Annotated in this window: 23 protein-coding genes; 10 read left to right on the top strand and 13 right to left on the bottom strand. The window is 70.9% G+C overall.

All coding sequences use genetic code 11. The features are described from left to right. The first annotated feature begins 114 nt into the window (after positions 1 to 114). Both GPA10_RS15685 and GPA10_RS15680 read left to right on the top strand, forming a co-directional pair. Complete coding sequence (locus tag GPA10_RS15685) at positions 115 to 969, top strand: calcium-binding protein (RefSeq protein WP_157165997.1); 855 nt, start codon at positions 115 to 117, stop codon at positions 967 to 969. A 154-nt stretch (positions 970 to 1,123) separates the two neighbouring features. Then, positions 1,124 to 1,993, top strand: a complete 870-nt coding sequence (locus tag GPA10_RS15680; protein ID WP_157165996.1) for a calcium-binding protein — start codon at positions 1,124 to 1,126, stop codon at positions 1,991 to 1,993. Positions 1,994 to 2,024: 31 nt separating this feature from the next. Here the strand turns inward: GPA10_RS15680 and GPA10_RS15675 are convergent, their stop codons facing one another. Further along, the gene (locus tag GPA10_RS15675) at positions 2,025 to 4,475 is read right to left on the bottom strand and encodes an HAD-IC family P-type ATPase (protein WP_157165995.1); all 2,451 of its coding nucleotides are present in this window, start codon (positions 4,473 to 4,475) and stop codon (positions 2,025 to 2,027) included. 121 nt (positions 4,476 to 4,596) lie between these two features. Continuing rightward, complete coding sequence (locus GPA10_RS15670; protein WP_058846244.1) at positions 4,597 to 4,863, bottom strand: DUF2530 domain-containing protein; 267 nt, start codon at positions 4,861 to 4,863, stop codon at positions 4,597 to 4,599. A gap of 244 nt (positions 4,864 to 5,107) precedes the next feature. Here GPA10_RS15670 and GPA10_RS15665 point away from each other — a divergent pair, with 244 nt between their 5' ends. The 3 genes from GPA10_RS15665 to GPA10_RS15655 all read left to right on the top strand — a co-directional run bounded on the left by GPA10_RS15665 (position 5,108) and on the right by GPA10_RS15655 (position 8,705). Continuing rightward, positions 5,108 to 6,553: an NCS2 family permease gene (locus GPA10_RS15665; protein ID WP_157165994.1), complete on the top strand. Its 1,446-nt coding sequence runs from the start codon at positions 5,108 to 5,110 to the stop codon at positions 6,551 to 6,553. A gap of 221 nt (positions 6,554 to 6,774) precedes the next feature. Further along, positions 6,775 to 7,212: a MarR family winged helix-turn-helix transcriptional regulator gene (locus GPA10_RS15660; protein WP_058846242.1), complete on the top strand. Its 438-nt coding sequence runs from the start codon at positions 6,775 to 6,777 to the stop codon at positions 7,210 to 7,212. 119 nt (positions 7,213 to 7,331) lie between these two features. Beyond that, positions 7,332 to 8,705 (top strand): MFS transporter, encoded by a 1,374-nt coding sequence (locus GPA10_RS15655; RefSeq protein ID WP_157165993.1) that lies wholly within the window; start codon positions 7,332 to 7,334, stop codon positions 8,703 to 8,705. 164 nt (positions 8,706 to 8,869) lie between these two features. Here GPA10_RS15655 and GPA10_RS15650 read toward each other — a convergent pair whose 3' ends face one another. Beyond that, on the bottom strand, positions 8,870 to 9,418 hold the full coding sequence (locus GPA10_RS15650) for a GNAT family N-acetyltransferase (RefSeq protein WP_246259106.1): 549 nt from the start codon (positions 9,416 to 9,418) through the stop codon (positions 8,870 to 8,872). 31 nt (positions 9,419 to 9,449) lie between these two features. Here GPA10_RS15650 and thpR point away from each other — a divergent pair, with 31 nt between their 5' ends. Further along, positions 9,450 to 10,046: an RNA 2',3'-cyclic phosphodiesterase gene (thpR, locus tag GPA10_RS15645; RefSeq protein WP_157165992.1), complete on the top strand. Its 597-nt coding sequence runs from the start codon at positions 9,450 to 9,452 to the stop codon at positions 10,044 to 10,046. 210 nt (positions 10,047 to 10,256) lie between these two features. On the opposite strand, the gene GPA10_RS15640 is transcribed toward thpR, so the two are convergent. The 3 genes from GPA10_RS15640 to GPA10_RS15630 all read right to left on the bottom strand — a co-directional run bounded on the left by GPA10_RS15640 (position 10,257) and on the right by GPA10_RS15630 (position 12,512). Continuing rightward, a complete protein-coding gene (locus tag GPA10_RS15640; protein ID WP_157165991.1) occupies positions 10,257 to 11,249 on the bottom strand; it encodes an aldo/keto reductase in 993 nt (330 codons plus the stop codon). Between the two features lie 59 nt (positions 11,250 to 11,308). Then, the gene (locus GPA10_RS15635; protein ID WP_343040913.1) at positions 11,309 to 11,899 is read right to left on the bottom strand and encodes a Uma2 family endonuclease; all 591 of its coding nucleotides are present in this window, start codon (positions 11,897 to 11,899) and stop codon (positions 11,309 to 11,311) included. 70 nt (positions 11,900 to 11,969) lie between these two features. After that, positions 11,970 to 12,512 (bottom strand): MarR family winged helix-turn-helix transcriptional regulator, encoded by a 543-nt coding sequence (locus GPA10_RS15630; protein WP_157165990.1) that lies wholly within the window; start codon positions 12,510 to 12,512, stop codon positions 11,970 to 11,972. Between the two features lie 26 nt (positions 12,513 to 12,538). Between GPA10_RS15630 and GPA10_RS15625 the strand changes: the two genes are divergently transcribed. Next, entirely contained in the window at positions 12,539 to 13,051 is a 513-nt protein-coding gene (locus tag GPA10_RS15625) for a carboxymuconolactone decarboxylase family protein (RefSeq protein WP_157165989.1), read from the top strand. 247 nt (positions 13,052 to 13,298) lie between these two features. Next, positions 13,299 to 13,715 (top strand): iron chaperone, encoded by a 417-nt coding sequence (locus GPA10_RS15620; RefSeq protein WP_246259206.1) that lies wholly within the window; start codon positions 13,299 to 13,301, stop codon positions 13,713 to 13,715. Between the two features lie 52 nt (positions 13,716 to 13,767). On the opposite strand, the gene GPA10_RS15615 is transcribed toward GPA10_RS15620, so the two are convergent. The 5 genes from GPA10_RS15615 to GPA10_RS15595 form a co-directional block, all read right to left on the bottom strand. Further along, complete coding sequence (locus tag GPA10_RS15615; RefSeq protein ID WP_157165987.1) at positions 13,768 to 16,080, bottom strand: FG-GAP repeat domain-containing protein; 2,313 nt, start codon at positions 16,078 to 16,080, stop codon at positions 13,768 to 13,770. Between the two features lie 395 nt (positions 16,081 to 16,475). Continuing rightward, positions 16,476 to 17,930, bottom strand: coding sequence for an FG-GAP-like repeat-containing protein (locus GPA10_RS15610; protein ID WP_157165986.1), 1,455 nt, complete (start codon positions 17,928 to 17,930; stop codon positions 16,476 to 16,478). Between the two features lie 125 nt (positions 17,931 to 18,055). Further along, positions 18,056 to 19,336 carry a DUF418 domain-containing protein gene (locus GPA10_RS15605; RefSeq protein ID WP_157165985.1) on the bottom strand — a complete coding sequence of 427 codons (1,281 nt, stop codon included), beginning with the start codon at positions 19,334 to 19,336 and terminating at the stop codon, positions 18,056 to 18,058. Positions 19,337 to 19,384: 48 nt separating this feature from the next. Further along, positions 19,385 to 19,591 (bottom strand): DUF397 domain-containing protein, encoded by a 207-nt coding sequence (locus GPA10_RS15600; protein ID WP_157165984.1) that lies wholly within the window; start codon positions 19,589 to 19,591, stop codon positions 19,385 to 19,387. After that, positions 19,588 to 20,397 carry a helix-turn-helix domain-containing protein gene (locus tag GPA10_RS15595; protein ID WP_343040911.1) on the bottom strand — a complete coding sequence of 270 codons (810 nt, stop codon included), beginning with the start codon at positions 20,395 to 20,397 and terminating at the stop codon, positions 19,588 to 19,590. The genes GPA10_RS15600 and GPA10_RS15595 overlap by 4 nt, the downstream gene beginning before the upstream one ends. Positions 20,398 to 20,480: 83 nt before the next feature. Here GPA10_RS15595 and GPA10_RS15590 point away from each other — a divergent pair, with 83 nt between their 5' ends. Further along, positions 20,481 to 20,891, top strand: coding sequence for a hypothetical protein (locus tag GPA10_RS15590; protein WP_157166084.1), 411 nt, complete (start codon positions 20,481 to 20,483; stop codon positions 20,889 to 20,891). 16 nt (positions 20,892 to 20,907) lie between these two features. On the opposite strand, the gene GPA10_RS15585 is transcribed toward GPA10_RS15590, so the two are convergent. Continuing rightward, the gene (locus tag GPA10_RS15585; RefSeq protein ID WP_157165983.1) at positions 20,908 to 22,467 is read right to left on the bottom strand and encodes a tetratricopeptide repeat protein; all 1,560 of its coding nucleotides are present in this window, start codon (positions 22,465 to 22,467) and stop codon (positions 20,908 to 20,910) included. Positions 22,468 to 22,473: 6 nt separating this feature from the next. Then, complete coding sequence (locus GPA10_RS15580) at positions 22,474 to 22,857, bottom strand: MerR family transcriptional regulator (RefSeq protein ID WP_058846229.1); 384 nt, start codon at positions 22,855 to 22,857, stop codon at positions 22,474 to 22,476. Between the two features lie 59 nt (positions 22,858 to 22,916). Between GPA10_RS15580 and GPA10_RS15575 the strand changes: the two genes are divergently transcribed. Beyond that, positions 22,917 to 23,750, top strand: a complete 834-nt coding sequence (locus GPA10_RS15575; protein WP_157165982.1) for an SDR family oxidoreductase — start codon at positions 22,917 to 22,919, stop codon at positions 23,748 to 23,750. Positions 23,751 to 23,788 lie beyond the last annotated feature (38 nt).

The raw sequence follows: 23,788 nt of genomic DNA, 5'->3' as shown, positions 1-23,788 counted from the left end.
CCCATGGCCACAGCTAGGGGTCTGACCTGCCGAGTCAACAGACTCCTAGATCATCGGGGCCTCGTGCGCGGGCGTCAGCACCGCGGGGCCCCCTTCTCCCCATGGGGAAACACCATGCGCATCCGTGCCACCGTAGCCGCTCTCTCCGGCACCCTGGCTCTGTCCGCTCTCGCTGTTCCCGCCGCGCACGCGGGTGACGGGCCGGCCGCTCCCCGCCTCGCCGCGTCCGTCGCCGGTGGCTCCGAGGCCGCGGGCGGGCAGCGTGCCGCCGCCGCGGGCGACATCAAGGTCACCAAGGTCACCGTGAACGACGGCAAGGACGTCTCGATCGGTACGACGGCGAAGAAGAGGTTCAAGCTCGCCTTCACCGCGACCGCCCCGTCCGGCATCGACGTCACCAGCGGCTTCCTCTGGCTGGGCCGTGACGTCGACTCCGCCGCCCTCATCACCCCGGCGACCCCGGCGGAGTACAACCCCACCTGCGTCGACGTGAACGCCACCACCTCCACCTGCACGCTGTACGTCACCGCGGACCCCTCGCGGCTGCGCAACTCCGGCGCGGGGGTGCGCTGGAACGCCTGGGCGGCGGTGACCGACAACGAGGGCAAGCAGGTCGAGCTGGAGGACCTGAAGTCGGACGTGCGCCTCCAGCGGGCCTCCCGGCTGACGGTCAACGCGTCCCCGGAGCCGGTGAAGAAGGGGAAGACGATCACTGTTTCGGGCGCCCTGACCCGTGCCAACTGGGACACGAAGAAGTACGCGGGCTACACGAAGCAGTCCGTGAAGCTCCAGTTCAAGAAGAAGGGCACGTCGGCCTACACCACCGTCAAGACGGTCAAGACCGACACCAAGGGCAACCTGAGGACCACGGTGAAGGCGTCGGTGGACGGCACCTTCCGCTACGTCTTCGCGGGCACGTCCACGACCCCGGCGGTGACGTCGGCGGGCGACGCCGTTGACGTCCGCTGACGTTGACGTCCGTTGACGTCCGCTGACGTTGACGTCCGTTGACGTCCGCTGACACCCGCCGACGTCCTCCCGCACCTGCGTCCTTCACCACCCACGCCCCCGAGCGTCACCGACGCCCCCCCAGCACCACCCACACCCCCGAGGAACCGAACCCATGCGCATCCGCACCACCGTGGCCGCCGTCTCCGGCGCCGTCGCCCTGTCCACCTTCGCGGTCCCGGCCGCGCAGGCGGTGGACGTCCCGGACGTCCCGTCGTTCGCCTCCGCGCGCGCCGGTGACGACGAGCTGCCGAACGAGGACATCCAGGTGGGCGACATCAAGTTCACGAAGGTCGTCGTCAACGGCGGCAAGAACATCGTGGTCGGCACCACCGCCAAGAAGAAGTTCACCGTGGCCGTCACCGCCACCGACCCCTCGGGCATCGAGGGCGCGGCCGGGTTCCTGTGGCACGGCAAGAAGTTCACCGAGGGATCGGTCGACGGCGTCCTCCAGTCCCCCGACGACGCCCGTCCCACGTGCACCAGGCTGAACGCGACCACGTCGACGTGCACGATGCCCGTCACCGTGGACCCGAAGAGGTCCCTCGACAAGAACGGCCTCGCCAACCACCTGGCGGGCGGCGGCTGGAACGTGTTCGGCCTCGCGACCGCCAAGGACGAGGACGTCGTCCTCAAGCGCCAGCTCAAGACGGACGTCCGCCTCCAGCGCGCCGCCCGCCTCACGGTGAACGCGTCCCCGGAGCCGGTGAAGAAGGGCAGGACGATCACCGTCGCGGGCGCCCTCACCCGTGCCAACTGGGACACCCACAAGTACGCGGGCTACACCCAGCAGTCCGTGAAGCTCCAGTTCAAGAAGAAGGGCGCCTCGGCCTACACCACCGTCAAGACGGTGAAGACCGACCGCAAGGGCAACCTCAAGACCACGGTGAAGGCTTCCGTGGACGGCACCTTCCGGTACGTCTTCGCGGGGACGTCCACGACCCCCGCCGTCACGTCCTCGGGCGACGCCGTCGACGTCCGCTGACGGCCCCGGGGCCGGGCCTAGGCGGTGAAGCCTAGGCCGCGAAGCGGCGGTCCACCCAGCGGAAGGCGACTTCGATGACCGCTGACGCGACCGCCGCGATCGCCACCGCCGCCCACGGCATCGTCGTCCCCACCAGCTTCAGGGCGAAGAAGTCCTGGAGCCAGGGGACGACGAGGACCAGCAGGAAGCCGAGGCCCATGGCGGCCACCAGGCCGACGCGCCACCAGGTGTAGGGGCGGGCGATGATCGCCAGGACCCAGAGGGAGACCAGGAAGAGCGCGAGGGTGGCCGCGCTGGTCTCCGCCTCGCGGGCGCCCTCGCCGGTGTAGTGGTGGCGGGCCAGGAGGTACGTCGCGAAGGTCGCCAGGGCCGCGATGATGCCACCGGGGAGGGCGTACCGCATGACGCGGCGCACGAAGTGGGGTTTCGCGCGCTCCTTGTTGGGCGCGAGCGCCAGGAAGAACGCCGGGACACCGATCGTGAGGGTGGACAGCAGGGTCAGGTGGCGCGGCAGGAAGAGGTACTCCACCTGCGAGCAGACCACCAGCAGGGCGATGACCACCGAGTAGACGGTCTTGACGAGGAAGAGGGTGGCCACGCGCGTGATGTTGCCGATCACGCGGCGGCCCTCCGCCACCACCGACGGCAGCGTCGCGAAGCTGTTGTTCAGGAGCACGATCTGGGCCACCGCCCGCGTCGCCTCCGAGCCCGAGCCCATCGACACGCCGATGTCCGCGTCCTTCAGGGCCAGGACGTCGTTCACGCCGTCGCCGGTCATCGCGACCGTGTGGCCCTTGGACTGGAGCGCGCCGACCATGTCCCGCTTCTGCTGCGGGGTCACGCGGCCGAAGACCGAGTTGGCGTCCAGGGCCTCGGCCATCTCCGCCTGGTCGGCGGGGAGCTGCCGGGCGTCGACCGTGTTCGCCGCGCCGGGCAGGCCCAGCTTGCCCGCGACCGCGCCCACCGAGACGGCGTTGTCACCGGAGATGACCTTCGCCTGGACGTTCTGCTCCTCGAAGTACCGCAGCGTGTCTGCGGCGTCGGGGCGCAGGCGCTGCTCCAGGACCACCAGGGCCGTCGCGCGGGCGTCCCGGGCGATCTCGGGGGCGTCCAGGTCCCCGGCCGCGCGGGCGAGCAGCAGGACGCGCAGCCCGTCGTGGTTGAGCTGCTCGATCTCGTCGAGCACCGGGTCACCGGACGGGAGCAGCACGTCCGGCGCGCCGAGCAGCCACGTCGAGCTCTCGCCCCTGCCGTTGCCGCTGCTGTTGCTGTTGCCGCTGCCCTCGCCGTCGCCCGCGCCCTCGCTGAAGCTCGCCCCGCTGTACTTGCGGGCGGAGGAGAACGGCAGCGCCTGCGTGCAGCGCCACTCCCCGTTGTCGGGGTAGGCGTCGATGATCGCCTGGAGCGACGCGTTGGGCCGCGGGTCCGACGCGCCGAGCGCGCCGAGCACCTTGCGCACGTACGTCTCGTCCGCGCCGTTCAGCGGCCGCAGCTCCGTGACGTCCATGCCGCCCTCGGTGAGCGTGCCCGTCTTGTCCAGGCAGACCGTGTCGACACGGGCCAGGCCCTCGATGGCGGGCAGCTCCTGCACCAGGCACTGCTTGCGGCCCAGCCGGATCACGCCGATCGCGAAGGCCACGGAGGTGAGCAGGACCAGACCCTCGGGGATCATCGGGACGATGCCCCCGACCGTGTACGCGATCGACTCCTTGAAGTTGTCGTCCTTGACGACCAGCTGGGAGATGATCAGGCCGATCGACGTCGGGACCATCAGCCACGTCACGTACTTCAGGATCGTGGAGATACCGGAGCGCAGCTCGGAGTGGACGAGCGTGAAGCGGCTCGCCTCCTCCGCGAGCTGCGCCGCGTACGCCTCGCGCCCCACCTTCGTCGCCGTGAACGCGCCCCCGCCCGCCACCACGAACGACCCCGACATCAGCTTGTCGCCGGGCTTCTTCAGGACCGGGTCGGCCTCACCGGTGAGCAGGGACTCGTCGACCTCCAGGCTGTCGGCCTCGACCGTCTCGCCGTCCACCACGATCTTGTCGCCGGGACCCAGCTCCACCAGGTCGCCGAGGACGATCTCGGAGGTGGAGATCTCCGCCGCGACCCCGTCGCGCCGCACCGTCGGCTTGGCCTCGCCTATCACCGCGAGCCCGTCGAGGGTCTTCTTGGCCCGCAGCTCCTGGATGATGCCGATGCCGGTGTTAGCGACGATCACGAAGCCGAAGAGGCTGTCCTGGATCGGCGCGACGAACAGCATGATCACCCAGAGCACGCCGATGATCGCGTTGAAGCGCGTGAAGACGTTGCCCCGGACGATCTCCGAGGTGGACCGGCTGCTCCGCAGGGGTACGTCGTTGACCTCGCCGCGGGCGACCCGCTCGGCGACCTCCGCCGCCGTGAGACCGGTGGCCCGTCCCGCAGGGGGCGCCACCGGGTGGACCGGGTCCAGCTCGGCGCCCGCGTCGATATGCGTCATGGCATCGACGGTACGGGGGGAGTGGGGCCTTCACCCCTTGAGTACCGGAAAGATCCGACCACGGTAGGACGGGGTTTGCCCTCAAGTTGTATGCCGTACCGCCGACGGACTAGCCGACGGACTACACGTGGCCGGAGTCCGCCCCCGCCGCCGCGCGCTTGATCGCCGCGTCGCGCCCGCGCACGTACCAGATACCGATCAGGCCGAGGCCCGCCCCGGCCAGGCACGTCCACACCCACCAGGTGGCGTCGCGGTCGTCGAACCAGCCGTAGAACGGCAGCTGTACGAGGAAGAGGACGAACCAGAGGATCGTGCCGCCGGTGATGGTGGCGACGACGGGGCCCTCCAGGGGCTCCGGCGCCTCGTGCTTGGGGGTCCACTTCGCCATGTGACCAGCTTAGTCGGGCGCCCGGTCGGGGCCGGTAGGGCCCGGGAAGGCTTGCGTCACCTGGGTCTACGCGTGATCTACGCGTGGTCTACGCGCGGAGATGGCCATTTCTCGCTCATGTATTCATACTGAAACGGCTTCTTAATGGCCGGTTGCTTTCGTACGAAGATACAAATTCGCTCAAGCCTGGTCTATCCAGTTCCACAGAGGTCATTCCCGATCCACAGAGGTCATGAGGTCTCGCATGTCCCCCTCGACCCCCACCCCGGTCGACGCCAAGCAGCCGTCCGGCTCCCCGCAGGGAGGCCTTGACGGCTTCTTCAAGATCACGGAGCGGGGCTCGACCCTGGCGCGGGAGATCCGTGGCGGCTTCGCCACCTTCTTCGCGATGGCCTACATCATCGTCCTGAACCCGATCATCCTCGGCAGTGCCAAGGACATGTACGGCCATCAGCTCGACAACAAGCAGCTCGTCACCGCCACCGTCCTGACCGCCGCGTTCACCACGCTGCTCATGGGCGTCATCGGCAACGTGCCGATCGCCCTGGCCGCCGGCCTCGGCGTGAACACCGTGGTGGCCCTCCAGCTCGCCCCCCGGATGTCCTGGCCGGACGCCATGGGCATGGTGGTGCTCGCCGGTTTCGTGGTGATGCTGCTCGTCGCCACCGGGCTGCGGGAGCGCGTCATGAGCGCCGTGCCGCTCGGCCTGCGCAAGGGCATCGCCATCGGCATCGGCCTGTTCATCATGCTGATCGGCCTCGTCGACGCCGGTTTCGTCTCGCGCATCCCGGACGCCGCCCACACCACCGTGCCGCTCCAGCTCGGCGGCGACGGCCACCTCAACGGCTGGCCGGTCCTCGTCTTCGTCCTCGGCGTGCTGCTCACCCTCGCGCTCCTGGTGCGCAAGGTGCCGGGCGCGATCCTGCTCTCGATCGTCGTGATGACCGTCGTCGCCATGGTCATCCACGCGGTCGCGGACGTGCCCTCGTGGGGCCTGACCACGCCCGAGTGGCCCGGCAACCCCGTCTCGACGCCCGACTTCGGCCTGATCGGCGAGATCAGCCTGTTCGGCGGCTTCGAGAAGGTCGGCATCCTCACCGGCGTCCTCTTCGTCTTCACCGTGCTGCTCTCGTGCTTCTTCGACGCGATGGGCACGATCATGGGCGTCGGCGACGAGGCCCACCTGACCGACGACAAGGGCAACATGCCCGGCATGAACAAGGTCCTGTTCGTCGACGGCATCGCGGTCGCCGCCGGCGGCGCCTCGTCCTCCTCCGCCACCACCTGCTTCGTGGAGTCCACGGCGGGCGTCGGCGAGGGCGCCCGTACCGGCTTCGCGAACGTCGTCACCGGCGGCCTCTTCGCCGTGGCGCTCTTCCTCACGCCGCTCGCCACCATGGTGCCCTCGCAGGCGGCCACGCCCGCGCTGCTCGCGGTCGGCTTCCTGATCCTGTCCGGCTCCATCGGGCACATCGACTGGAGCGACTACACCATCGCCATCCCGGCGTTCGTCACGATGCTGATGATGCCGTTCACGTACTCGATCACCAACGGCATCGGCATGGGCTTCATCACCTTCACCGTGCTGCGGCTCGCGGCCGGACGGGGCCGCGAGGTGCCGGTGGCGATGTACGCGGTGTCGGCGGTCTTCGCCTTCTACTACCTGATGCCGGGGCTCGGCCTCACGTAGGGGCGGGCCGAACATCGCAGCCGGGCCTCCCCGTACGGGGGGTGCCCGGCTTTTCGGTGCGGGCTCACTCGTGCGAGTGGTGTGCGAGTGGGGTGCGAGTGGGGTGCGAGTGGGGTGCGAGTGGGGTCGCCGGGGCCTGTGTGCCGGATCACGGCCGACTTGGCGTCCGTACCGGGATACCGGGTGGTCTTTAGCGAGAGTAATGAGTTAAGCTAAAGAACATGCCGGACCTCTCCCATGGCGACGATGCTGCCGCCGTGAACTCGCTGCGCTCCGCCGTGATGCGCCTCTCCCGTCGACTCAAGCACCAGCGGGTCGACGAGTCGCTGAGCCCCACCGAGATGTCGGTGCTCGGCACCCTCGCCCGCTGCGGCAGTGCCACCCCGGGCGAACTCGCCCGCAAGGAGCATGTGCAGCCGCCGTCGATGACCCGCATCGTCGCGCTCCTGGAAGCGAAGGGCCTGGTCAGGCTCGATCCGCACCCGGAGGACCGCCGCCAGAAGGTGGTGACCCAGACGGAGCGGGCCGAAGCGATGCTCGAACAGAGCCGCCGCAAGCGGAACGCCTGGCTGGCGGGCCTGGCGGCGGACCTGGACGAGGACGAGTGGGAGCGCCTGCGCGCCGCCGCGCCGGTCCTGGAGAAGCTGGCTCACCTCTGACGTACCCCGGGGCGGGCCCTCGGGCCCTCGGGCCCTCAAGGGCCCCGCCCTCTCCCACCTCCATCACTCCGCACACACGCACAACCCGCACACCTGCCGTGCCAAGGAGGCGAACCCCTTTGAGTACGGGATCCGGAGCAGACTCCGCCCCCGCACCAACCGCCCTCGACAAGACCGTCCGTCCCCCCAAGACCTCGATGTTCAGCTCCCTGAAGATCCGGAACTACCGGCTCTTCGCCGCCGGAGCCGTCGTCTCCAACACCGGTACCTGGATGGCCCGCATCACCCAGGACTGGCTGGTGCTCAGCCTGACCGGCTCCTCCGCCGCCGTCGGTGTCACCACCGCCATGCAGTTCCTGCCGATGCTGCTCTTCGGCCTGTACGGCGGCGTCATCGCCGACCGCTTCGCCAAGCGGAACCTGCTCTTCGTCACCCAGGGCGCCATGGGCCTCGGCGGTCTGTTCCTGGCCGCGATGACGCTCTCCGGCCATGTGGAGGTCTGGCACGTCTACGTCACGGCGTTCTTCACGGGCCTCGTGACCGTCGTCGACAACCCGACCCGGCAGTCCTTCGTGTCCGAGCTGGTCGGCCCTGACCAGGTCCGCAACGCCGTCTCCCTGAACTCCGCGAACTTCCAGTCGGCGCGGCTGGTCGGACCCGCCGTCGCCGGTGTCCTCACGGCCGCCGTCGGACCCGGCTACGCGTTCCTCGCCAACGGCCTGTCGTTCGTCGCGCCCCTGGTGGGCCTCGCGCTGATGCGCACCCGTGAGCTGACGCCCACGCCGCTCGCGCCGCGCCGCGGCAAGGGGCAGCTGCGCGACGGCCTCTCCTATGTCTCCCGGCACCCGGAGCTGATCTGGCCGATCGTGCTCATCGGCTTCATCGGCACGTTCGGCTTCAACTTCCCGATCTGGCTGAGCGCGTACGCCGACGACGTCTTCCACGGCGGGTCCGGTCTGTACGCGGCGTTCACCACGCTGATGGCGGCAGGGTCGCTGATCGGCGCGCTGCTCGCCGCGCGGCGGCCGTCCTCGCGGCTGCGGATGCTCGCGGGCGCGGCGGGGCTGTTCGGCGTGCTCCTCGTCGCGGTCGCCGCGGTGCCGAACCCCTACCTGTTCGCCGCCCTGCTGCTGCCGGTCGGCGCGATCGGTCTCACCGTCAACGTCACCGCGAACTCCTCGGTGCAGATGGCCACCGACCCCGAGATGCGGGGGCGCGTCATGAGCCTCTTCATGATGGTGTTCGTGGGCGGTACGCCCTTCGGCGGGCCGCTCTTCGGCTGGCTCACCGACGCCTACGGCGTCCGCGTCAGCTTCGCCCTCGGCGGGCTGATCGTCGCCCTCGCCTCCCTGGGCGTCGGCCTGATGCTGGCCCGCGCCGCGAACCTCCGCCTGCGGGTGGATCTCCGCCGGGGGCGCCGCCATGTGCGCTTCGTACCGCGCCGGCGGGTTCCGGAGCCCGTCCCCGAGCGGGACCTGGCTCCGGTGGCGTGAGGCGGGCCTGCGGCCGGGCGGTTCGGGTGCGGGTGCGTGGGGGCTGGTCGCGCAGTTCCCCGCGCCCCTGACGGGGCCCGGCCGGGTCTGCGGCGATATTTACAGCCCCTCCGGCGTTTGAGGAGCGGGGTCTGGGGCGGAGCCCCAGGAACGGAGCCCCCGGGTCAGACCCGCTGCTCCAGGACCTGACCGGGCCACGTCCCGTCCTTCGCCGTGAAGGACTGGGCCCGCCGAAACCCGTTGCTCTCGTAGTACGCGACGAGCTTCCCCTCGTACCCCGCGAAGCAGTCGACGCGCAGCAGAGAGACCCCCGCGGCACGGGCCTCGGCGACGGCGTGGCCGAGGAGCGCGCGCCCCACACCCAGCCCCGCGAACCGCGAATCCGTGGCGAGGAAGTGGACGTAGCGCTCGGGCTCGTCGACGGCGGGGACATAGGAGGCGGGTCCGTCGCTGAGGAGGAGCATCCCGGCGGGCTCCCCACCGACCTCGGCGATCCACGGCCACCCGGTCGTCACATACTTCTCGATCAGCTCGACGGTCCGCGGACTCCGCGACAGCGGCTCCGTACCCCACTGCTCCGTACGCCCCTGCGAGACCAGCCAGGCGACGGCACTGTCGAGGATGCCGAGGTAGGCGGGGATGTCGGCCGGGCCCGCCGCGCGGATACGTATGCCAGTGTGATCCAAGCCGTCCATGTGATCAAAGTCGTCCATGGAGGCAGGCTAATCGAGGCACGCTGGACACATGAGACTCTTTGCGGCGGTACTGCCCCCGGAGCCGATCGCGGACGAACTGGCCCGGTTCGCGGGCGCGTTGCACACCGTGCGGGGCGTGGACCCGGACGCGGTGCGCTGGACGGACCGCGCGAACTGGCACTTCACCCTGGCGTTCATGGCCGAGGTGCCCGACGAGTCGGTGCCGGACCTGGCCGGACGACTGCGGAGGTCGGCACGGCGTACGGCGCCGTTCCGGCTCTCGCTGCGCGGCGGTGGGCACTTCGGGGGCCGGGCGCTGTGGGTGGGGGCGGGCGGCGCGGTGCCGGAGCTGAGGATCCTGGCGGGCCGGGCCGGGGCGGCCGCGCGGAAGGCGGGCGTCACGATGGAGGAGCACCGCGCCTACCGCCCGCACCTGACGCTCGCGCGGTCGCGGGGCGAGACGGACCTCATCCCCTACATGGAGGCGCTCGCCGCGTTCGAGGGCACACCGTGGACGGTGGCCGATCTCGCGCTCGTCCGCAGCAACCTGCCGAGGAGCGGGGTGCCGGGGGAGCAGCCCCGGTACGAGGTCGTCGGCCGGTGGGCGCTGGGAGGCGCCGGTGGGGACGGAGACGAGGCCGGTTAACCTCGATGGTGTGGACCCAAGGACCAGGAACCGGATCATGGCCGGTGTGCTCGTGCTGATGTTCGTCGTCGTGGCGCTGGCGGCGGCGCTCGGGAAGTAACCGGGAGCACCGCCGCCAGGCGGTCATCAGACGATCACCGGAGACGACTGGACGACGACCGGACGACTGCCGGACGAGGACCGGACGAGGACCGGGCGACTGCCGTGCGCCTACCAGGCGAAGGCCTCCGGGGTCGGTCCGGGGCCGGGGAAGATCTCGTCGAGCGACAGCAGGACGTCCTTGCCGAGCTTCAGGTCGACGGCGCGCACGGCGGACGCGAGCTGCTCCGGGGTGCGCGGGCCCACGATCGGCCCGGTGATGCCGGGGCGGCCGAGCAGCCAGGCCAGCGCCACCTCGCCGGGTTCGAGGCCGTGCTTGTCGAGCAGGTCCTCGTACGCCTGGACGCGGTCGCGTGTCGCGGGGTCGGCGAGCGCGGACGCCGACCGTCCCGAGGCGCGCCGGCCGCCCTCGACCTCCTTCTTCAGGACGCCGCCGAGCAGTCCGCCGTGCAGCGGGGACCAGGGGATGACACCGAGGCCGTACTCGCGCGCCGCGGGCAGGACCTCCATCTCGGCGCGGCGCTCCGCGAGGTTGTACAGGCACTGCTCGGTGACCAGGCCGTAGCTGCCGCGGCGGGCGGCCACCTCGTTGGCCTGGGCGATCTTGTAGCCGGGGAAGTTGCTGGAGCCCGCGTACAGGATCTTGCCCTGCTGGATCAGGACGTCCACGGCCTGCCAGATCTCCTCGGCGGGCGTGTTCCGGTCGATGTGATGGAACTGGTAGACGTCGATGTAGTCGGTCTGGAGGCGCCGGAGCGAGGCCTCCACCGAGCGGCGGATGTTCACCGCGGAGAGCTTGTCGTGGTTGGGCCAGGGCGCGACGCCGTGCGGCGACATGTTCCCGTAGACCTTGGTGGCGAGCACGACCTTGTCGCGGCGCTCACCGCCCCCTGCGAACCAGGTCCCGATGATCTCTTCGGTGCGGCCTTTCTTCTCGGGCGCGCCGTATGTGTTCGAGGTGTCGAAGAAGTTGATCCCCGCGTCGAGCGCGGCATCCATGATCCCGTGACTCTCCGCCTCCCCGGTGTGCGGCCCGAAGTTCATCGTGCCGAGAGTGAGGCGGCTGACCCTGACTCCAGTGCGTCCCAGCTGCGTGTACCTCATGGGATCAGCCAACGGGGTGGAAGAGCTTTAGGCAAGAGGGTGTGGGGGCCGGTGGGGTGTCAGCCCCGAGGAAAGCCGGTGGTGTCGAGAGTGAGTCCGAGGAGGGTGTGGGTGAGGTCGATCTCCGTGCCGAAGTCGGCCTTCGTCTCGACGTGGTACTCGCCCTGCTTGGGCTGGGTGTAGATGTGGACTTGGCCCTGGTACGGGTCGGCGATCACGTAGACGGGGATGCGAGCCTTGGCGTACAGCCCCTTCTTGGGGCCGTAGTTGTTGACGGCGGTCGACTGGGAGATCACCTCGGCGACGAACTCGATGTCCTCGGGGCGCCAGCGCTCCCGGTCGTCGCGCTCCGCGCCGTCACGCAGCTTGGCGACATCGGGGCAGAGGCCGTTGCGCTTGCCGGGGAAGTCGATGCGTACGTCCGACAGCACCCGTACGTCTCTGCCGAACTTGTCCTCCAGGGCATGAAGAAGCTTGCGGATGATCGCCCAATGGACGTCCCGCTGCGGCGTCATATGGACGGCCCCCTCGACGATCTCAATCTTGTATCCCTCGAGGAAGGGCTCCCGCTCAAGCGCCTCGAACATCTCGTCCAGAGCCTGCTCGTTGGTGGTCTCGGCCATCTCGATCCTGTCTTCGAGAACAGTCACTGTGGCGCTCCTCCCCGGCCGCTCATCGGTTCCTGCGGCCGCGCAGTACAACGATAGGACGGATACCGGGTCACGCCCCGCCCAACCACCCCGCCGCGTCCAACCGGAACGACTCCGGCGGCACGACCGCGCGCAGGTCCGACTCCAGGGCGCGGACGCGGTCCGGGCCCAGCTCCCGGGCCCACTCCGCCCGCAGGTTGTCGAAGACCGCCGCCGAGCGGGTCAGGGCGTCCAGGCCGTGCGGGGTGAGGCGGACCAGTTTGCGGCGGGCGTCGGCCGGGTCGTCGGCGCGTTCGGCGTAGCCGAGGGTGAGGAGGCGGTCGACCGTCTTGCCCGCGGCCTGCTTGGTGACGCCGAGGCGCCGCCCGACGTCGCTGGCGCTCGCCCCCGCCGCCCCGATGGCCTGCATCGCGAAGCCGTGTGCCGGACGGACGTCCGGGTGGCCCTGGCGGGCCAGTTCGGTGTGCAGGCGGTCGATGAGGGTGCGGAAACCGGCGAAGAGGAGGAGGGGCAGCTCGTAGCCCGGGGTGTCCGGGCTCTCCGGGCTCCGTGCGCCCTTCCTCTCCCGCTTCTCTTTCTCGACAACCTGGTTTACCTTTTCTTCGTCAACCATGTTGTCGATTTTAGGGGTGGGACGTCATGTTCGCCGCACACACCTTGGACTCCGCGCCGGAGGCGTCCCGCGCCGCCATGGAAGGCGCCACCCGTGCCTTCGGCGCGCTGCCCGACGCCGTCGCGCGGCTCGCCGCGTCACCGGAGCTGCTCACCGGGTTCCTGGAGCTGAGCCGGAAGTTCGAACGCACGACCCTGGACCCGCTGGCCCGCGAGACCGTCGTCATGACCGTCGCCGTGCGCAACGACTGCCACGTGTGCGTCGAGATGCACACCGCCAAGCTGCGCGGTCTCGGGGCCGACGACGGCCTGGTGGCCGCGCTCCGGGAGGGGCGGGGACTGCCCGAGGGGCACGAACGGCTCGACGCCGTGCGGACGTTCGCCGTCCGGGTCCTCGCGTGCGCGGGCGGCGTCGACGACGCCGATGTACGGGCCTTCCTGGACCACGGCTTCAGTGAGCGGAACGCCCTGGAGGTCGTCATGGGCATCGGTACGTACACACTGTCCACCCTCGCGAACCGGCTGACGCGGGCGGCCTGACGCGGACCGCCTGACACGGGCCGCCGGACCGGCCCCCGCAACCGGTCAGGATCGGAGAAGCGCCGGTCACAGCGGCGCGGCTAGCGTGAAAGGCATGAAGACCACGGAGAAGAACGCGGCAGCACAGAACACGGCACAGACTGCGGCACAGACTGCGGCGCAGACCACGGCACAGACTGCGGCGCAGTCCGCAGAGCAGACCGCAGTGACGAGCTACGACGGATTCACCGACGACGAGCGCAGCGCCATGAAGGAGCGCGCCAAGGAGCTGAAGCAGGACGCCCGCCGGAGCGCGCGCGGCGCGAAGGCGAAGGCGGACGCCGAGGGCGACGTCCTCGCGAAGATCGCCGAGATGGCGGACGCCGACCGCGTCCTCGCCGAACGCGTGCACGCCCTCGTGAAGGCCAACGCGCCGGAACTCGCGCCGAAGCTCTGGTACGGGATGCCCGCGTACGCCAGGGACGGCAAGGTCCTGTGCTTCTTCCAGAGCGCGCAGAAGTTCAAGGCGCGCTACGCCACCCTCGGCTTCAGCGACGAGGCGAAGGGCCTCGACGACGGCACCATGTGGGCGACCAGCTACGCGCTGACGACCGAGCTGACCGCCGCCGACGAGGCGCGCATCGGCGCACTCGTCAAGGCGGCGGTCGGCCCCGCCACGGGCTGAGCGGCGGTCGGCCCCACCCCCCCCCACTACCGGCTGAGCCCGGTGCCCGGGGTCAGCCCAGGGACGCCCACTCCTTCCAATACCCCGCCGCACCGAAGGCGGTCCGGTTGCCGAACGTCCCGTTCCCCTTGCCCGCGTTGAGCCACAGGCGGCCCCCGGTGTCCCGGGACAGCAGGTCGTGCTTGCCGTCGCCGTTCACGTCACCGGCGCCGACGACGTCCTTGTAGGAGGCGCCCCAGTCCTTGAAGACGCGGACGCGGTCCTTGAACTTGCCGGTGCGCAGGCCGTCGTAGCGCCACAGCTCACCGGACTTGTCCAGGGCGAGGACGTCCCCGGTGCCGTCGCCGTTCAGGTCGCCGGCGCCGATGACCCGGGTGTACCCGGTCCAGGCCGAGCGCACCTTCACCCGCGCCTTGAAGCCGTCGGCGCCGTCGTGCGCGTACAGATACACGTCTCCCGTGGCCTTGTCGCGGGCCAGCAGGTCGGGGCGGCCGTCGCCGGTCTGGTCGCCGCTCGCGAACAGCGTGTCGTAGCGGCTCCAGTCCCGGGCGAGCCGCTTGTACGGCGAGGTGGCCGTCGGCAGGCCCCCGGCGACCGGGGTGTAGAGCCGGGCCTCGCCGCCGGGCAGCCGCACCACCAGGTCGTTGGCACGGTCGCCGTCGAAGTCGCCGAAGGGGACCACGCGCGCCTTCTCGTCCCAGGGGGCGGCGGAGAAGGTGGTCGTGGGGTTCGTGGTGTCCCCGGTGTACAGATTCATCGAGCTGCCGGCCTTCATGCCGAGGACGTCCCCACGGGTGTCGTCGGCGTAGTCGTGCCACTGCGGCTTCGCCCGGGGCCCGGTGGTCGCGGTGTACGACGTGCTCGGGCCGCCGCCGACGGCCGGGTCCTCCTGCGTCCACACCGCCACCGGGCGGCCCTTGGCGTCGACGGCCGCACGGCCCGTGCTCCAGGTGCCCTTCACCTGCGCGCTGAGCGTGCGCGGCTTGGCCGGGTCGCCGCCCCGGACGGTCTGCGCCACGAAGTCCTTGCGGACGGTACGGCTCGCTTCGAAACGCTTCTGCGTGTACGTGACGACGACCGTGCCGTCCGCGGTGGCCGCCGCGCCCAGCGAGTCGCCTTCCACGTACGAGGCGAGCTTGCGTGCGCCGCCCCAACTGCCGCCACCGGCACGGCGGAGCGCGGTGCCGGCCGTGTCGGAGCCGGTCATGCCGACCGCCGTGACGTCGCCGTTCGCGGCGGTGAGCAGCTCTGCGGGCGCGTAGGGCCGGGACCCGACGCCCGTCTGCTCGGCCGGTCCCCACTGCGTCGCCCCGGCCGCCTTGCGCGCGTACGTGCCGCCCGAAAGGAGGTGGAAGCCTCCTTGCGGGTGGGCGGCGAGCGCGACCAGCTTCGGCTTCTCGCCGAGCAGCGGCAGGTCGCCCGGCTCGGTCCACGAGGCGGCCTGGCCCGTGGACGCGGCGGCGGGCTTCTCGACGTACTTGTAGTGCCACTTGTAGGCGGTCGGGTCCGGGTCCACGCCGTCGCCCGTGTAGTAGCTGTTGCCGCCCCAGAGCACGCCGACGGTGCCCGCCTTGTCGACGGCGAGGCGCAGGTCCCAGAGCTTGTAGTCGTAGACGTTGTCGTCGCGGACGATGGGGTCGGGCAGCCGGTCGAGGGTCTTCGGCGCGGACCAGGCGCCGCTCGGGCCGCTCTGCTCGACGACGGTCAGCCGGTGCTCGTCGTCCATCCACGCCACGGCGCGGTGGCCCGCGGCGTTGGTGGCGAGCGCCGTGCGCTGCACGCGCGGGTGGTATCCGTTGGCCGCGAGGGTGCCGGTGGCGATGTCCTCCGCGGGGCCGAACGCGGTCCCCTCCGGGGTGAGGCGGGACACCTTCAGCGTCCGCGTGCCGTCGTCCGCCGGGTCCGTCCACCACAGCAGCGAGAGGGCGCCGTCGTCGGTGCGGTGGAGCGTGGCGGCGTCCGCCGGTGCGGGTGCGGGCGCCCCCCAGGTGGTGGCGCCCGCCGGGCGCAGGGCGAGGACCGTCTTGCGGCCCTGGCCGTTCTGGCCTCCCTGGCCTCCCTGGCCGTCCTGGGTGAAGAGGCCCGCGACGGTGCCGCCGCTCGTCGCCTTCACGTCGACGACGCCGGTGACGCCGGGCAGTTCCTTCGGCGCGGTCCAGGGGCCGAGCGCGGTGGGCACCGCGGCCGCGTGCGCCTCGGCGGGGGCCGCGGACCCCGTCCGCCCCGTGGATGCGGGGGCCGTGGTCGCCGCTGCGTACGGTGCGGCGATGCCGAGGGCGAGGGCGGAGGCGAGCGCGCCGCCCGCGAGGGTGCGGGCCTGGCGGGAACGGTGTGCTGTCGGTCTGGAGTGGTCGGTGGTGGTCATGTGTGGAAGGCCCCCCGGGCTGGTGTGTGGTGGTGGAAGGACGGGTGGGTGGGTGGACGGGACCGCTGGGTGGGCGGGGTCGCCGGGTGGGCTGGCCCGCTGCGTGACGGGACCGCTGGGTGGACGGGACCGCCGGGCGGACTGGCCCGCCGGGTGAGTGGGCCCGCCGGGTGGGCTGGGCCGCTGGGTCGTCTGGCCCGCTGGGTCGACTGGCCCGCTGGGCGGTCTGGCCCGCCGGGTGGACTGGCCCGCCGGGTGGACTGGTCCGCTGGGTGGACTGGCCCCCCCGGATGGGCGGGCCCGCCGGGTGGACGGGCCGCCGGGTGGACGGGCCGCCGGGCGGACTGGCCCGCTGGGCGGGCGGACCCGTCCGTCGTGTGTGGTGTTCCGTGGGCTCAGCCGGCCATGCGGTAGCCGAAGTTGCCACCCCCGGCAGGCCCGCCGACCGTGCCCAGGTGGAAGCTGGTGGCGCCCTCGCCGGTCACGCCGGAGGTGCCGGTGGCGAGCTTCCAGACGCGGCCCTTGTAGCCGTCCTCGCCGTTGCCGCCGACGTAGAGGTCAGTGGCGCCGTCCGTGCCCGTGGTGACCAGGGCCGCCGAGGCGCCGAAGTGGTCGTTGTTCTCGGACGTGCTCGGTATGCCCCGGGCGTTCTGCGTGAACGACTTCGCGCCGGTCGTGGTGATGCCGTCGGCGCTGCCGCGCAGGACCGTGATCGCGCCGGACTTCGAGGTGGTGGCGGCGTCCGAGCCGGTCTCGTACGAGGCGCCTATGACGAGGTCCGCGTACCCATCGCGGTCAATGTCGCCGACGGCCACGGCGGAGCCGAACTTGTCGCCCGCCTCGTCGACGCCCGGCACCCCGGCGCTCGCCTGGGTGTAGGCGCGGGACTTGAGGGTGGTGGAGACGCCGTTCTCGCCGCCGTAGGTGACGAACACGGAGTTCTTCTCGGGGTGGCCGGACACCAGGTCCTGGTAGCCGTCCTTGTTCAGGTCGCCGAACGCGGAGGGGTTCTCGGAGCTGTACGGGCCGGGGAAGGCGCTGCCCTTGACCCAGCCGCCGGGGGAGCCCTTGAGGACCACGCCACCCGGCTTGCCGTTGCCGAGGACGACGCCGCCGCTGGCCACGACGTCGTCGATGCCGTCGCCCGTGAGGTCGCCCACGTACACGGTGCCGATGACGACCTTGTCCTCAGTGGCGGTCGCGCGGTTCCAGACGGCGGCCGGCCTGCCCGTGGTGCGGTTCAGCGGGCCGATGAGGGCCGAGACGCCGAACTCCATGCCGTGGTGGGCGCGGGTGACGATGTCGGCGACGCCGTCGCCGTTGACGTCGCCCACGCCCATGCCGCCGCCGAGGAGCTTCGGCGAGTCCTTGGTGTAGTTGCCGGGCGGCAGGGCGGTGCCCTCGCCGGTGATGCCGTCCTTGCCTCCCCACAGGACCATGTTCCGCTCCAGGTAGTGCAGGAGCAGGTCGTCGTAGCCGTCGCCGTCCAGGTCGCCCGCGGCCCGGACCTCGCGCCACTTGCCGTCCGCCTCGGGGTCCCCGGGGACGCCCGGGGTGGCCTTGCTGAGGATCTGCGACGTCTCGTACTTCAGGCCCGTGGCCGAGCCGTACGCGACGGTCACCACACCGGCGCGCTTGACGTCTCCGACCGTCGCCGTGTGCGCGCCGACGGCGAGGTCCTGGAAGCCGTCGCCGTTGAAGTCGGCGCCCTTGCCCGCCTTCGCCGCTGCCGCCGCCGACACGGGTGCTTTCGGGCCTGCCGGTGCCGCCAGGGCCCCGGATGCCAGCCCCGTCGTACCGGCCAGGGTGGCCGCGCAGACGGCGGTCGTGATGAGCGCTCTGTGGCGCATGTGTGGTCCCCCCACTTCCTCCGGCGGCCCCGGTCCCGCCCGGGAGCCGGGCGGGCCGGGAAATCCGCCAAAAGATCAAATTTTCAAATTCAGCCAGATGATAAGCGCAATCGGCCGAGAAACGCTCATGTTCTTTTCGCGTACATCAGGCGCCGCAGCACGGCCTCGGCGGGACCGCGCTTCCCCCTCAACTCCAGGGCATACGCCCCCGCGACCGTCACCAGCCACACCGCCAGCGCCACCAGGACCATGCTCGCGCTGGTCAGATGCTCGCCGAGGCCGAGGCCCCAGGCCGCGAGGAGGGGCGCGAAGAGCAGGGAGTGGGTCAGATAGCAGGACAGGGAGCGCTTGCCGACCGCCGACACGGCCGTGATCGCCCGCGCGCCGCGGCGGTGCGGGTGCCGCGTCCACCAGTGCACGAACAGGGCGACCGCCGCGATGTAGCCGAGACCGGCCACGTTGCCCGTGACGTCCCGCAGCGTGAACAGTGGGCCCGAGTCGCTCTGCGCGTCCGCCGACACGTCGAGCGCGCCCACGTGCGCCAGGGCCGCGGGCAGGGCGCCCAGCCAGCCGATCGCTATCCCTGTGACAGCCGTGCGGCGCAGCAGCTTCAGGTGCTTGCCCGGTTCCTCCAGGATGCGGCGCCTTGCCGCCCAGTACCCGACCAGGAAGATCACGAAGCCCCCGGAGACCAGGACCAGCGGTGCCGCCACGCCTATCAGGAACAGTCCCGTCGTCATGCGCGTGCCTGCCGCCGCGAGCCAGTTCTCCTTGTCCGCCGCGTACGCCTCGCTGCCCGGTTCCGTCGCGTCCGCGTCCCCTATCGACCCGAGGTCGCCACCGGTCAGCACCGTCGTGACGACCGGCTGTGCCGCCAGGACCACGAGCACTGTCGCCGCTGTCCCGATCCACCACTTCAGGGCGCGGTCGCTCCGGCGCAGGAACAGCCAGCCCAGCACCAGGCTGACCAGCCCGTAGAAGCCGACGATGTCTCCCGCCATCAGGAGTGACGCGTGCGCGAAGCCTATGACGATCATCCACAGGCTGCGCCTGCGCAGCAGCCGCACCACCGCGCGCTCGTCCTGGCCGGAGGCCTTCTGGCGCAGGAACAGCTGCATCATGCCGTAGCCGAACAGGAACGCGAAGAGGGGGTATATCCGGAGGTCCAGGCCCACGATCATCGCGAACTGCACCGTGTGGTCCGCCCAGTTCCCGTTCACCGGCTGCCAGCCCGACGGGCCGTAGTCGGAGTTCCACAGGTGGAAGGCCGTGTTCGACATCGCGATGAACAGGAGCATGAGCCCGCGGCCCAGGTCTGGGGCGAGGGCGCGTTCCGCTGCGCGGATGCTTGTCGGGCCTGGGGCCTCTGCGTGGGGTTGCCGGTTGGCGCCGGCGTCGACCGTCATGCCATCAACGCTAGGAATCCCACCCGGGGGTGGGCGTCATCCGATCGGCTATGTATCGCTACCCAAAGGAGAGAGTGCGGTGAGGAAGGTGGTCCAGGTGGCCTGGGCTATGTGGAGGGTTGGACCGTGGGGGGACTTGGAGTCGCGTATGTGGATGGTGGGATTCCCTGCGGGGCTGGAACTGGGGGCTACCTCCAGGCATTCGCCCTCCTCGCCGCTGTAGCTGCTCTTGAACCAGGTGAGGCGCTCGCTCATAGTTCGTGTGCCACCTTCTCGATCAGCGTCGCGGACTTCTCGGGCGACAAGGCGTGTGCCCGCAGAATTCCATACTTGCCGATCAGGTTTCCCAAGTCAGGTTGCTCACTTACGAAGTAGCCGCCCTTGTGGCCTTCGATGTAGGCGAGCTGAGTGCGCTCCGCGGTCTCCAGCAGGATCAACGGCCCCATGAGCGAGGCGTGGGATTCCCGGTCGTGAGGCATGACTTGCAGGTGAACGTGGCGGCGCCTTCCGACATCGAGCATGTGGAGCAGTTGCTCCTTCAGTACCTTCCTGCCACCGAGTGGCCTGGTCAGGACGCTCTGCTCCACGATGAACCCCAGGGTGGGCAAGGGCTTGCGCTCGAAGATCTGCTGACGCGCAAGGCGGTCGGCCACTCGTGTCTCCAACTCCTCGTCGTCGATCGCGGGGCAGAAGTTGCAGCTGTAGACCGCCCGCGCGTACGCCTCGGTTTGCAGCAGCCCGGGGATCACGTGGTTCTGGTACGAGAGGATCGAGGCGGCCTTGCGTTCCTCGGCGAGGTAGTCCTCGGTCCACGGCCGCAGGCCGTTGTCCTTGAACTCCTTCTTGGCCAGCAGCGACAGTGCACCCTGTGCACCCAGGACGTCGTCCGCGATGCCGACCAGGCACCCCTTGGGCGCACGCTCCCCACGCTCGACCATCGCCACCTGTGACTTCGAGTACTTGACGTGATTGCCGAGCCCTTCCTGCGTCAGCCCGGCCCGCTCGCGGAAGAACCGCAACATCGCGCCGAAGGACTCCGAGCCTCGCTCACCGGATTGCACAGCGACCTCCTCGGGTGCACAACTTCGCACCCCTGGCACCAGGACCTGGTCACAGTATGTAAGTGATCGCCAACATACGGTTCATGAACCTGGAAACTCCCCCCACCCTGGTCCACCCCTGGATCCCCACCTACGGGCACGCCCTGCGGCACACGGGTGTCCACTTCGACGCCATCCGCGTCCCGGGCACCCTCGGTGACCAAGTCGCGTACGAGATCCTTCAGTTCACGGACTTCCGTGCGGGGCCCATCGTCCGCGAGGCCGTCGGCGGCCGGAACATGTACTTCCTGCTCAGGGCAGGCACCGCCGCGCTGCACGTGTGGCGGGGCGGCGCGCGGGCGCTGGGCCGCGACGGCCGGGGCGTGGCGTTCGTGGGCGTACCGGCGCTCGACGGCAACACCTGGCCCCTGAGCTGGCAGTCACGGCCCACGGGGGAGGTTCCCTTCGTGGAGGGGGAGTTGCTGCGGCAGGTGGTGGATCGGGTGGCCGGGTGAACGGGGGCGCGGACGGTCAGCCCGGCGGAGTGCCGGCCGGGGGCTGTGCCTGGAGCGTCGCGGCCTCCTCCGCGCGGCCGGTGCGGCGCAGCAGGACGGCGAGGTTGTCGGCGGCGTGGCCGACGCCCTGGGCGTGGGCGGACCGCAGCAGGGCCTCCGCCTCCTCGGTCCGCCCGGCCTCGGCGAGGAGGATGCCGAGGTTGACGGTGGCGTTGAGGCTGCCGCGGCTGTGGGCCTGCCCGTAGAGCGCTTCGGCTTCGCCGGTGCGGCCGGTCCTGCCCATGACGACGGCGAGGTTGAAGAGGGCGTTGCGGTTGCCCGCGTCGGCGAGTGGCCGCATGGCTTTCTCGGCGACGCCGAAGGCCCCGGCCTCGTACGCGCTCGTCGCGACGGCGAAGCGGACGTCGTCGTCGCCCGCGTGCGCCAGCGCGGCCTCCCGCACCCACTCCGGCACCGGCGAGTCCTCCGCGTCCACGAGGTAGTCGAAGGGGGCCCACAGCTCCCCGGCCACGGGAACGAGGAGGCTCGTCACCCCGTGCCGTACCCGGGAGGCCCACGCGAAGGCCTCGTCGACGCCTTCCGGGCGCAGGACCGGACCGCCCGCGTCCGCGAGCCGCCGCTGGTGCACCTCGACCAGCAGCTCCCGGGAGTACGGCCCGCGCAGGCCCGCCCGCGTCAGGTCGACGGCCGCCGCGACGAGGGCCGCCCCGCGGGGGTGGCCGCCCGCGCGCCAGGCGTGCCGCCAGGTGCGCAGCAGGACGGGGCCCGCGGCCATGTACTCGGCGATTCCGTACGTTCCGTGATGGGTCAGCGCCTCCGTGATCCGGGAGTCGTCGCAGTCACCGGCGCGGGACAGCTCACCGGCGCTCCAGAGCCGGTCGAGGTCCACCACGTCGGCGGCCCTGAGCACCCGCGAACCGACCCCCGCCCACCGCTGCTCGCCGCTGTCGCCGCCGGTGCCCGCGTCGTCCCCCGAGCCGAAGGCCTCGTACGGCTTCAGCCGCATCGTGGCGACGACAGGGACGCGCAGCCGCGCGAAGTCGTCGAGCACGTCGGGGGTCAGGCCGTCGGGCCCGAGGTGCCGTTCCAGGTCGTCGAGCCACACCACCACGCACGGCCCGTACCCGCAGGCCTCGACTGCTTCAGGGGCGCACCGGAGCCGCGCGCCCGCGGGCGGGGCGAGTACCCGGTACTCCGGCAGGACATCCCGTACGGCCTCGTACGCGGCGCGTGTCTTCCCGGCCGTGGAATCGCCCACGACCAGCACGAACCCGCCGAGGTCGGCGGCCTCCCGCACGCGGTCCCGCAGCTCGGCGTCGACGTCCCGGGAGACGTACGGCGGCAGCTTGGTGCCGCCCTCGCCGGGCCGGGCACGGTGCGCTCCGGCGGCGAGGGCGTCCCAGTCGGACATGCGGTGCCAGCGCTCGGGGTCGGAGAAGGGACGCGGGCGCGGCAGCGGTCCGCGCGCTCCGTCGTCCGCCCCGCCGGCGTTCGCCGTCGTGATCGTCAACTGCCCGATGGAGTCGGCCTGTACGAGATTTCCCTGACGTCCCCCGGAGACGTGGTTCTCCCCCATGGGCCCTTACGGTACTGCGGCCCGCGGCCCCGCGGTGAGGGGTGCGCCCGCGTGGATGATCGCGTCGAGCATGGCGTGGGCTGCCCTGAGCTGTTCGATGGAGCTGCTCAGGCGCTCACGTTCGCGCTCCAGCTCCTGGGCCATCTCCTCGCAGGTCGGCGCCAGGATGGCCCCCTCGTCGGCCATGCAGGGCAGCACCTCACGGATCAGATCGGTGTTCAGCCCGGCCGCCAGCAGGACCCGGATGCGGCGCACGGTGGCCACCTCGGACTCGTCGAACTCGCGGTAGCCGCTGGGTCGTCGCTGCGGTCGCAGCAGCCCTTGCTGCTCGTAGTACCGCAGGCCCCGGGCGCTGACGCCGGTACGCCTCGACAGTTCGCCGATGAACATGTGACCCCCGCCATGCAAGGTTGACTCTGACGTCAATGTCAAGCTTTAGCGTACGCGGCATGACAACGAGCCACAGCATCAGTACCAGCACCAGTACCAGTGCCAGTGCCAGTGCCAGGCAATCGTCCACCGTCGAGTCCAAGGCCCTGGCGGGCAGGAAGGCCGTCGTCACCGGCGGCACCATCGGCATGGGGCTGGCCATCGTCCAGGCCCTGACCGACCGCGGCGCCGAAGTGATCTACACCGGCCGCAACGAGCGGCGGCTCGCAGAGGCCCAGGCGGCGCTCGGCACGCCGCTGGCCCACGCGGTGCACTCCGACGCCACCGACGTCGCCGCCCTGGCCGCCCTGCGCGACCAGGTCGCCGACCGTCTCGGCACGATCGACTACCTGTTCGTGAATCAGGGCACAGCCGAGTTCCAGACGCTCGAAGAGGTCACCGAGGAAGCGTGGGACCGCGTCTTCGACGTCAACGCCAAGGGCGCCTTCTTCACCGTGCAGCGGCTGGCGCCGCTGGTGTCCGAGGGCGGTTCGATCGTGTTCACGACCGTATCCAACGACCAGATCTTCCCCGGTCTCAGCGCCTACTCCGGAGCGAAAGAGGCCGTCGCCGCCTTCACCAAGGTGCTCGCCGCCGAGTTGCTTCCCCGGAAGATCCGTGTGAACGCGATCGCTCCCGGGTTCATCCTCACCCCCACCATGGGCGTCGCGGAGCTGACCGACAAGCAGCGCGCCGAGTTCATCGAGCAGGGCAACGCCTCCACGCCGATGGGGCGAGGGGGAACGGTGGCGGAGATCGCTGCCGCCGCGCTGTATCTGGCCGTCGACGCCACCTTCACCACCGGTGTGGAACTGCCCGTGGACGGAGGGTTCGGTCAGGGCATCGGCGGCTGACAGGCCGTGGCCGGGTTGCCGCGCGCTCTTGGCGTCAC

The organism is Streptomyces typhae (assembly GCF_009755605.1).
GTDB lineage: Bacteria > Actinomycetota > Actinomycetes > Streptomycetales > Streptomycetaceae > Streptomyces > Streptomyces typhae.
This window is presented reverse-complemented; position numbering and strand designations above follow the sequence as displayed.

What these genes read in the sequence shown, in the direction of transcription:
- GPA10_RS15685 (WP_157165997.1), top strand. Translation starts at nt 115, where the DNA reads ATGCGCATCCGTGCCACCGTAGCCGCTCTCTCCGGCACCCTGGCTCTG.
- GPA10_RS15680 (WP_157165996.1), top strand. Translation starts at nt 1,124, where the DNA reads ATGCGCATCCGCACCACCGTGGCCGCCGTCTCCGGCGCCGTCGCCCTG.
- GPA10_RS15675 (WP_157165995.1), bottom strand. Translation starts at nt 4,475, where the DNA reads ATGACGCATATCGACGCGGGCGCCGAGCTGGACCCGGTCCACCCGGTG.
- GPA10_RS15670 (WP_058846244.1), bottom strand. Translation starts at nt 4,863, where the DNA reads ATGGCGAAGTGGACCCCCAAGCACGAGGCGCCGGAGCCCCTGGAGGGC.
- GPA10_RS15665 (WP_157165994.1), top strand. Translation starts at nt 5,108, where the DNA reads ATGTCCCCCTCGACCCCCACCCCGGTCGACGCCAAGCAGCCGTCCGGC.
- GPA10_RS15660 (WP_058846242.1), top strand. Translation starts at nt 6,775, where the DNA reads ATGCCGGACCTCTCCCATGGCGACGATGCTGCCGCCGTGAACTCGCTG.
- GPA10_RS15650 (WP_246259106.1), bottom strand. Translation starts at nt 9,418, where the DNA reads ATGGACGACTTTGATCACATGGACGGCTTGGATCACACTGGCATACGT.
- thpR (WP_157165992.1), top strand. Translation starts at nt 9,450, where the DNA reads ATGAGACTCTTTGCGGCGGTACTGCCCCCGGAGCCGATCGCGGACGAA.
- GPA10_RS15640 (WP_157165991.1), bottom strand. Translation starts at nt 11,249, where the DNA reads ATGAGGTACACGCAGCTGGGACGCACTGGAGTCAGGGTCAGCCGCCTC.
- GPA10_RS15630 (WP_157165990.1), bottom strand. Translation starts at nt 12,512, where the DNA reads ATGGTTGACGAAGAAAAGGTAAACCAGGTTGTCGAGAAAGAGAAGCGG.
- GPA10_RS15625 (WP_157165989.1), top strand. Translation starts at nt 12,539, where the DNA reads ATGTTCGCCGCACACACCTTGGACTCCGCGCCGGAGGCGTCCCGCGCC.
- GPA10_RS15620 (WP_246259206.1), top strand. Translation starts at nt 13,299, where the DNA reads ATGAAGGAGCGCGCCAAGGAGCTGAAGCAGGACGCCCGCCGGAGCGCG.
- GPA10_RS15615 (WP_157165987.1), bottom strand. Translation starts at nt 16,080, where the DNA reads ATGACCACCACCGACCACTCCAGACCGACAGCACACCGTTCCCGCCAG.
- GPA10_RS15610 (WP_157165986.1), bottom strand. Translation starts at nt 17,930, where the DNA reads ATGCGCCACAGAGCGCTCATCACGACCGCCGTCTGCGCGGCCACCCTG.
- GPA10_RS15605 (WP_157165985.1), bottom strand. Translation starts at nt 19,336, where the DNA reads ATGACGGTCGACGCCGGCGCCAACCGGCAACCCCACGCAGAGGCCCCA.
- GPA10_RS15600 (WP_157165984.1), bottom strand. Translation starts at nt 19,591, where the DNA reads ATGAGCGAGCGCCTCACCTGGTTCAAGAGCAGCTACAGCGGCGAGGAG.
- GPA10_RS15590 (WP_157166084.1), top strand. Translation starts at nt 20,481, where the DNA reads ATGAACCTGGAAACTCCCCCCACCCTGGTCCACCCCTGGATCCCCACC.
- GPA10_RS15585 (WP_157165983.1), bottom strand. Translation starts at nt 22,467, where the DNA reads ATGGGGGAGAACCACGTCTCCGGGGGACGTCAGGGAAATCTCGTACAG.
- GPA10_RS15580 (WP_058846229.1), bottom strand. Translation starts at nt 22,857, where the DNA reads ATGTTCATCGGCGAACTGTCGAGGCGTACCGGCGTCAGCGCCCGGGGC.
- GPA10_RS15575 (WP_157165982.1), top strand. Translation starts at nt 22,917, where the DNA reads ATGACAACGAGCCACAGCATCAGTACCAGCACCAGTACCAGTGCCAGT.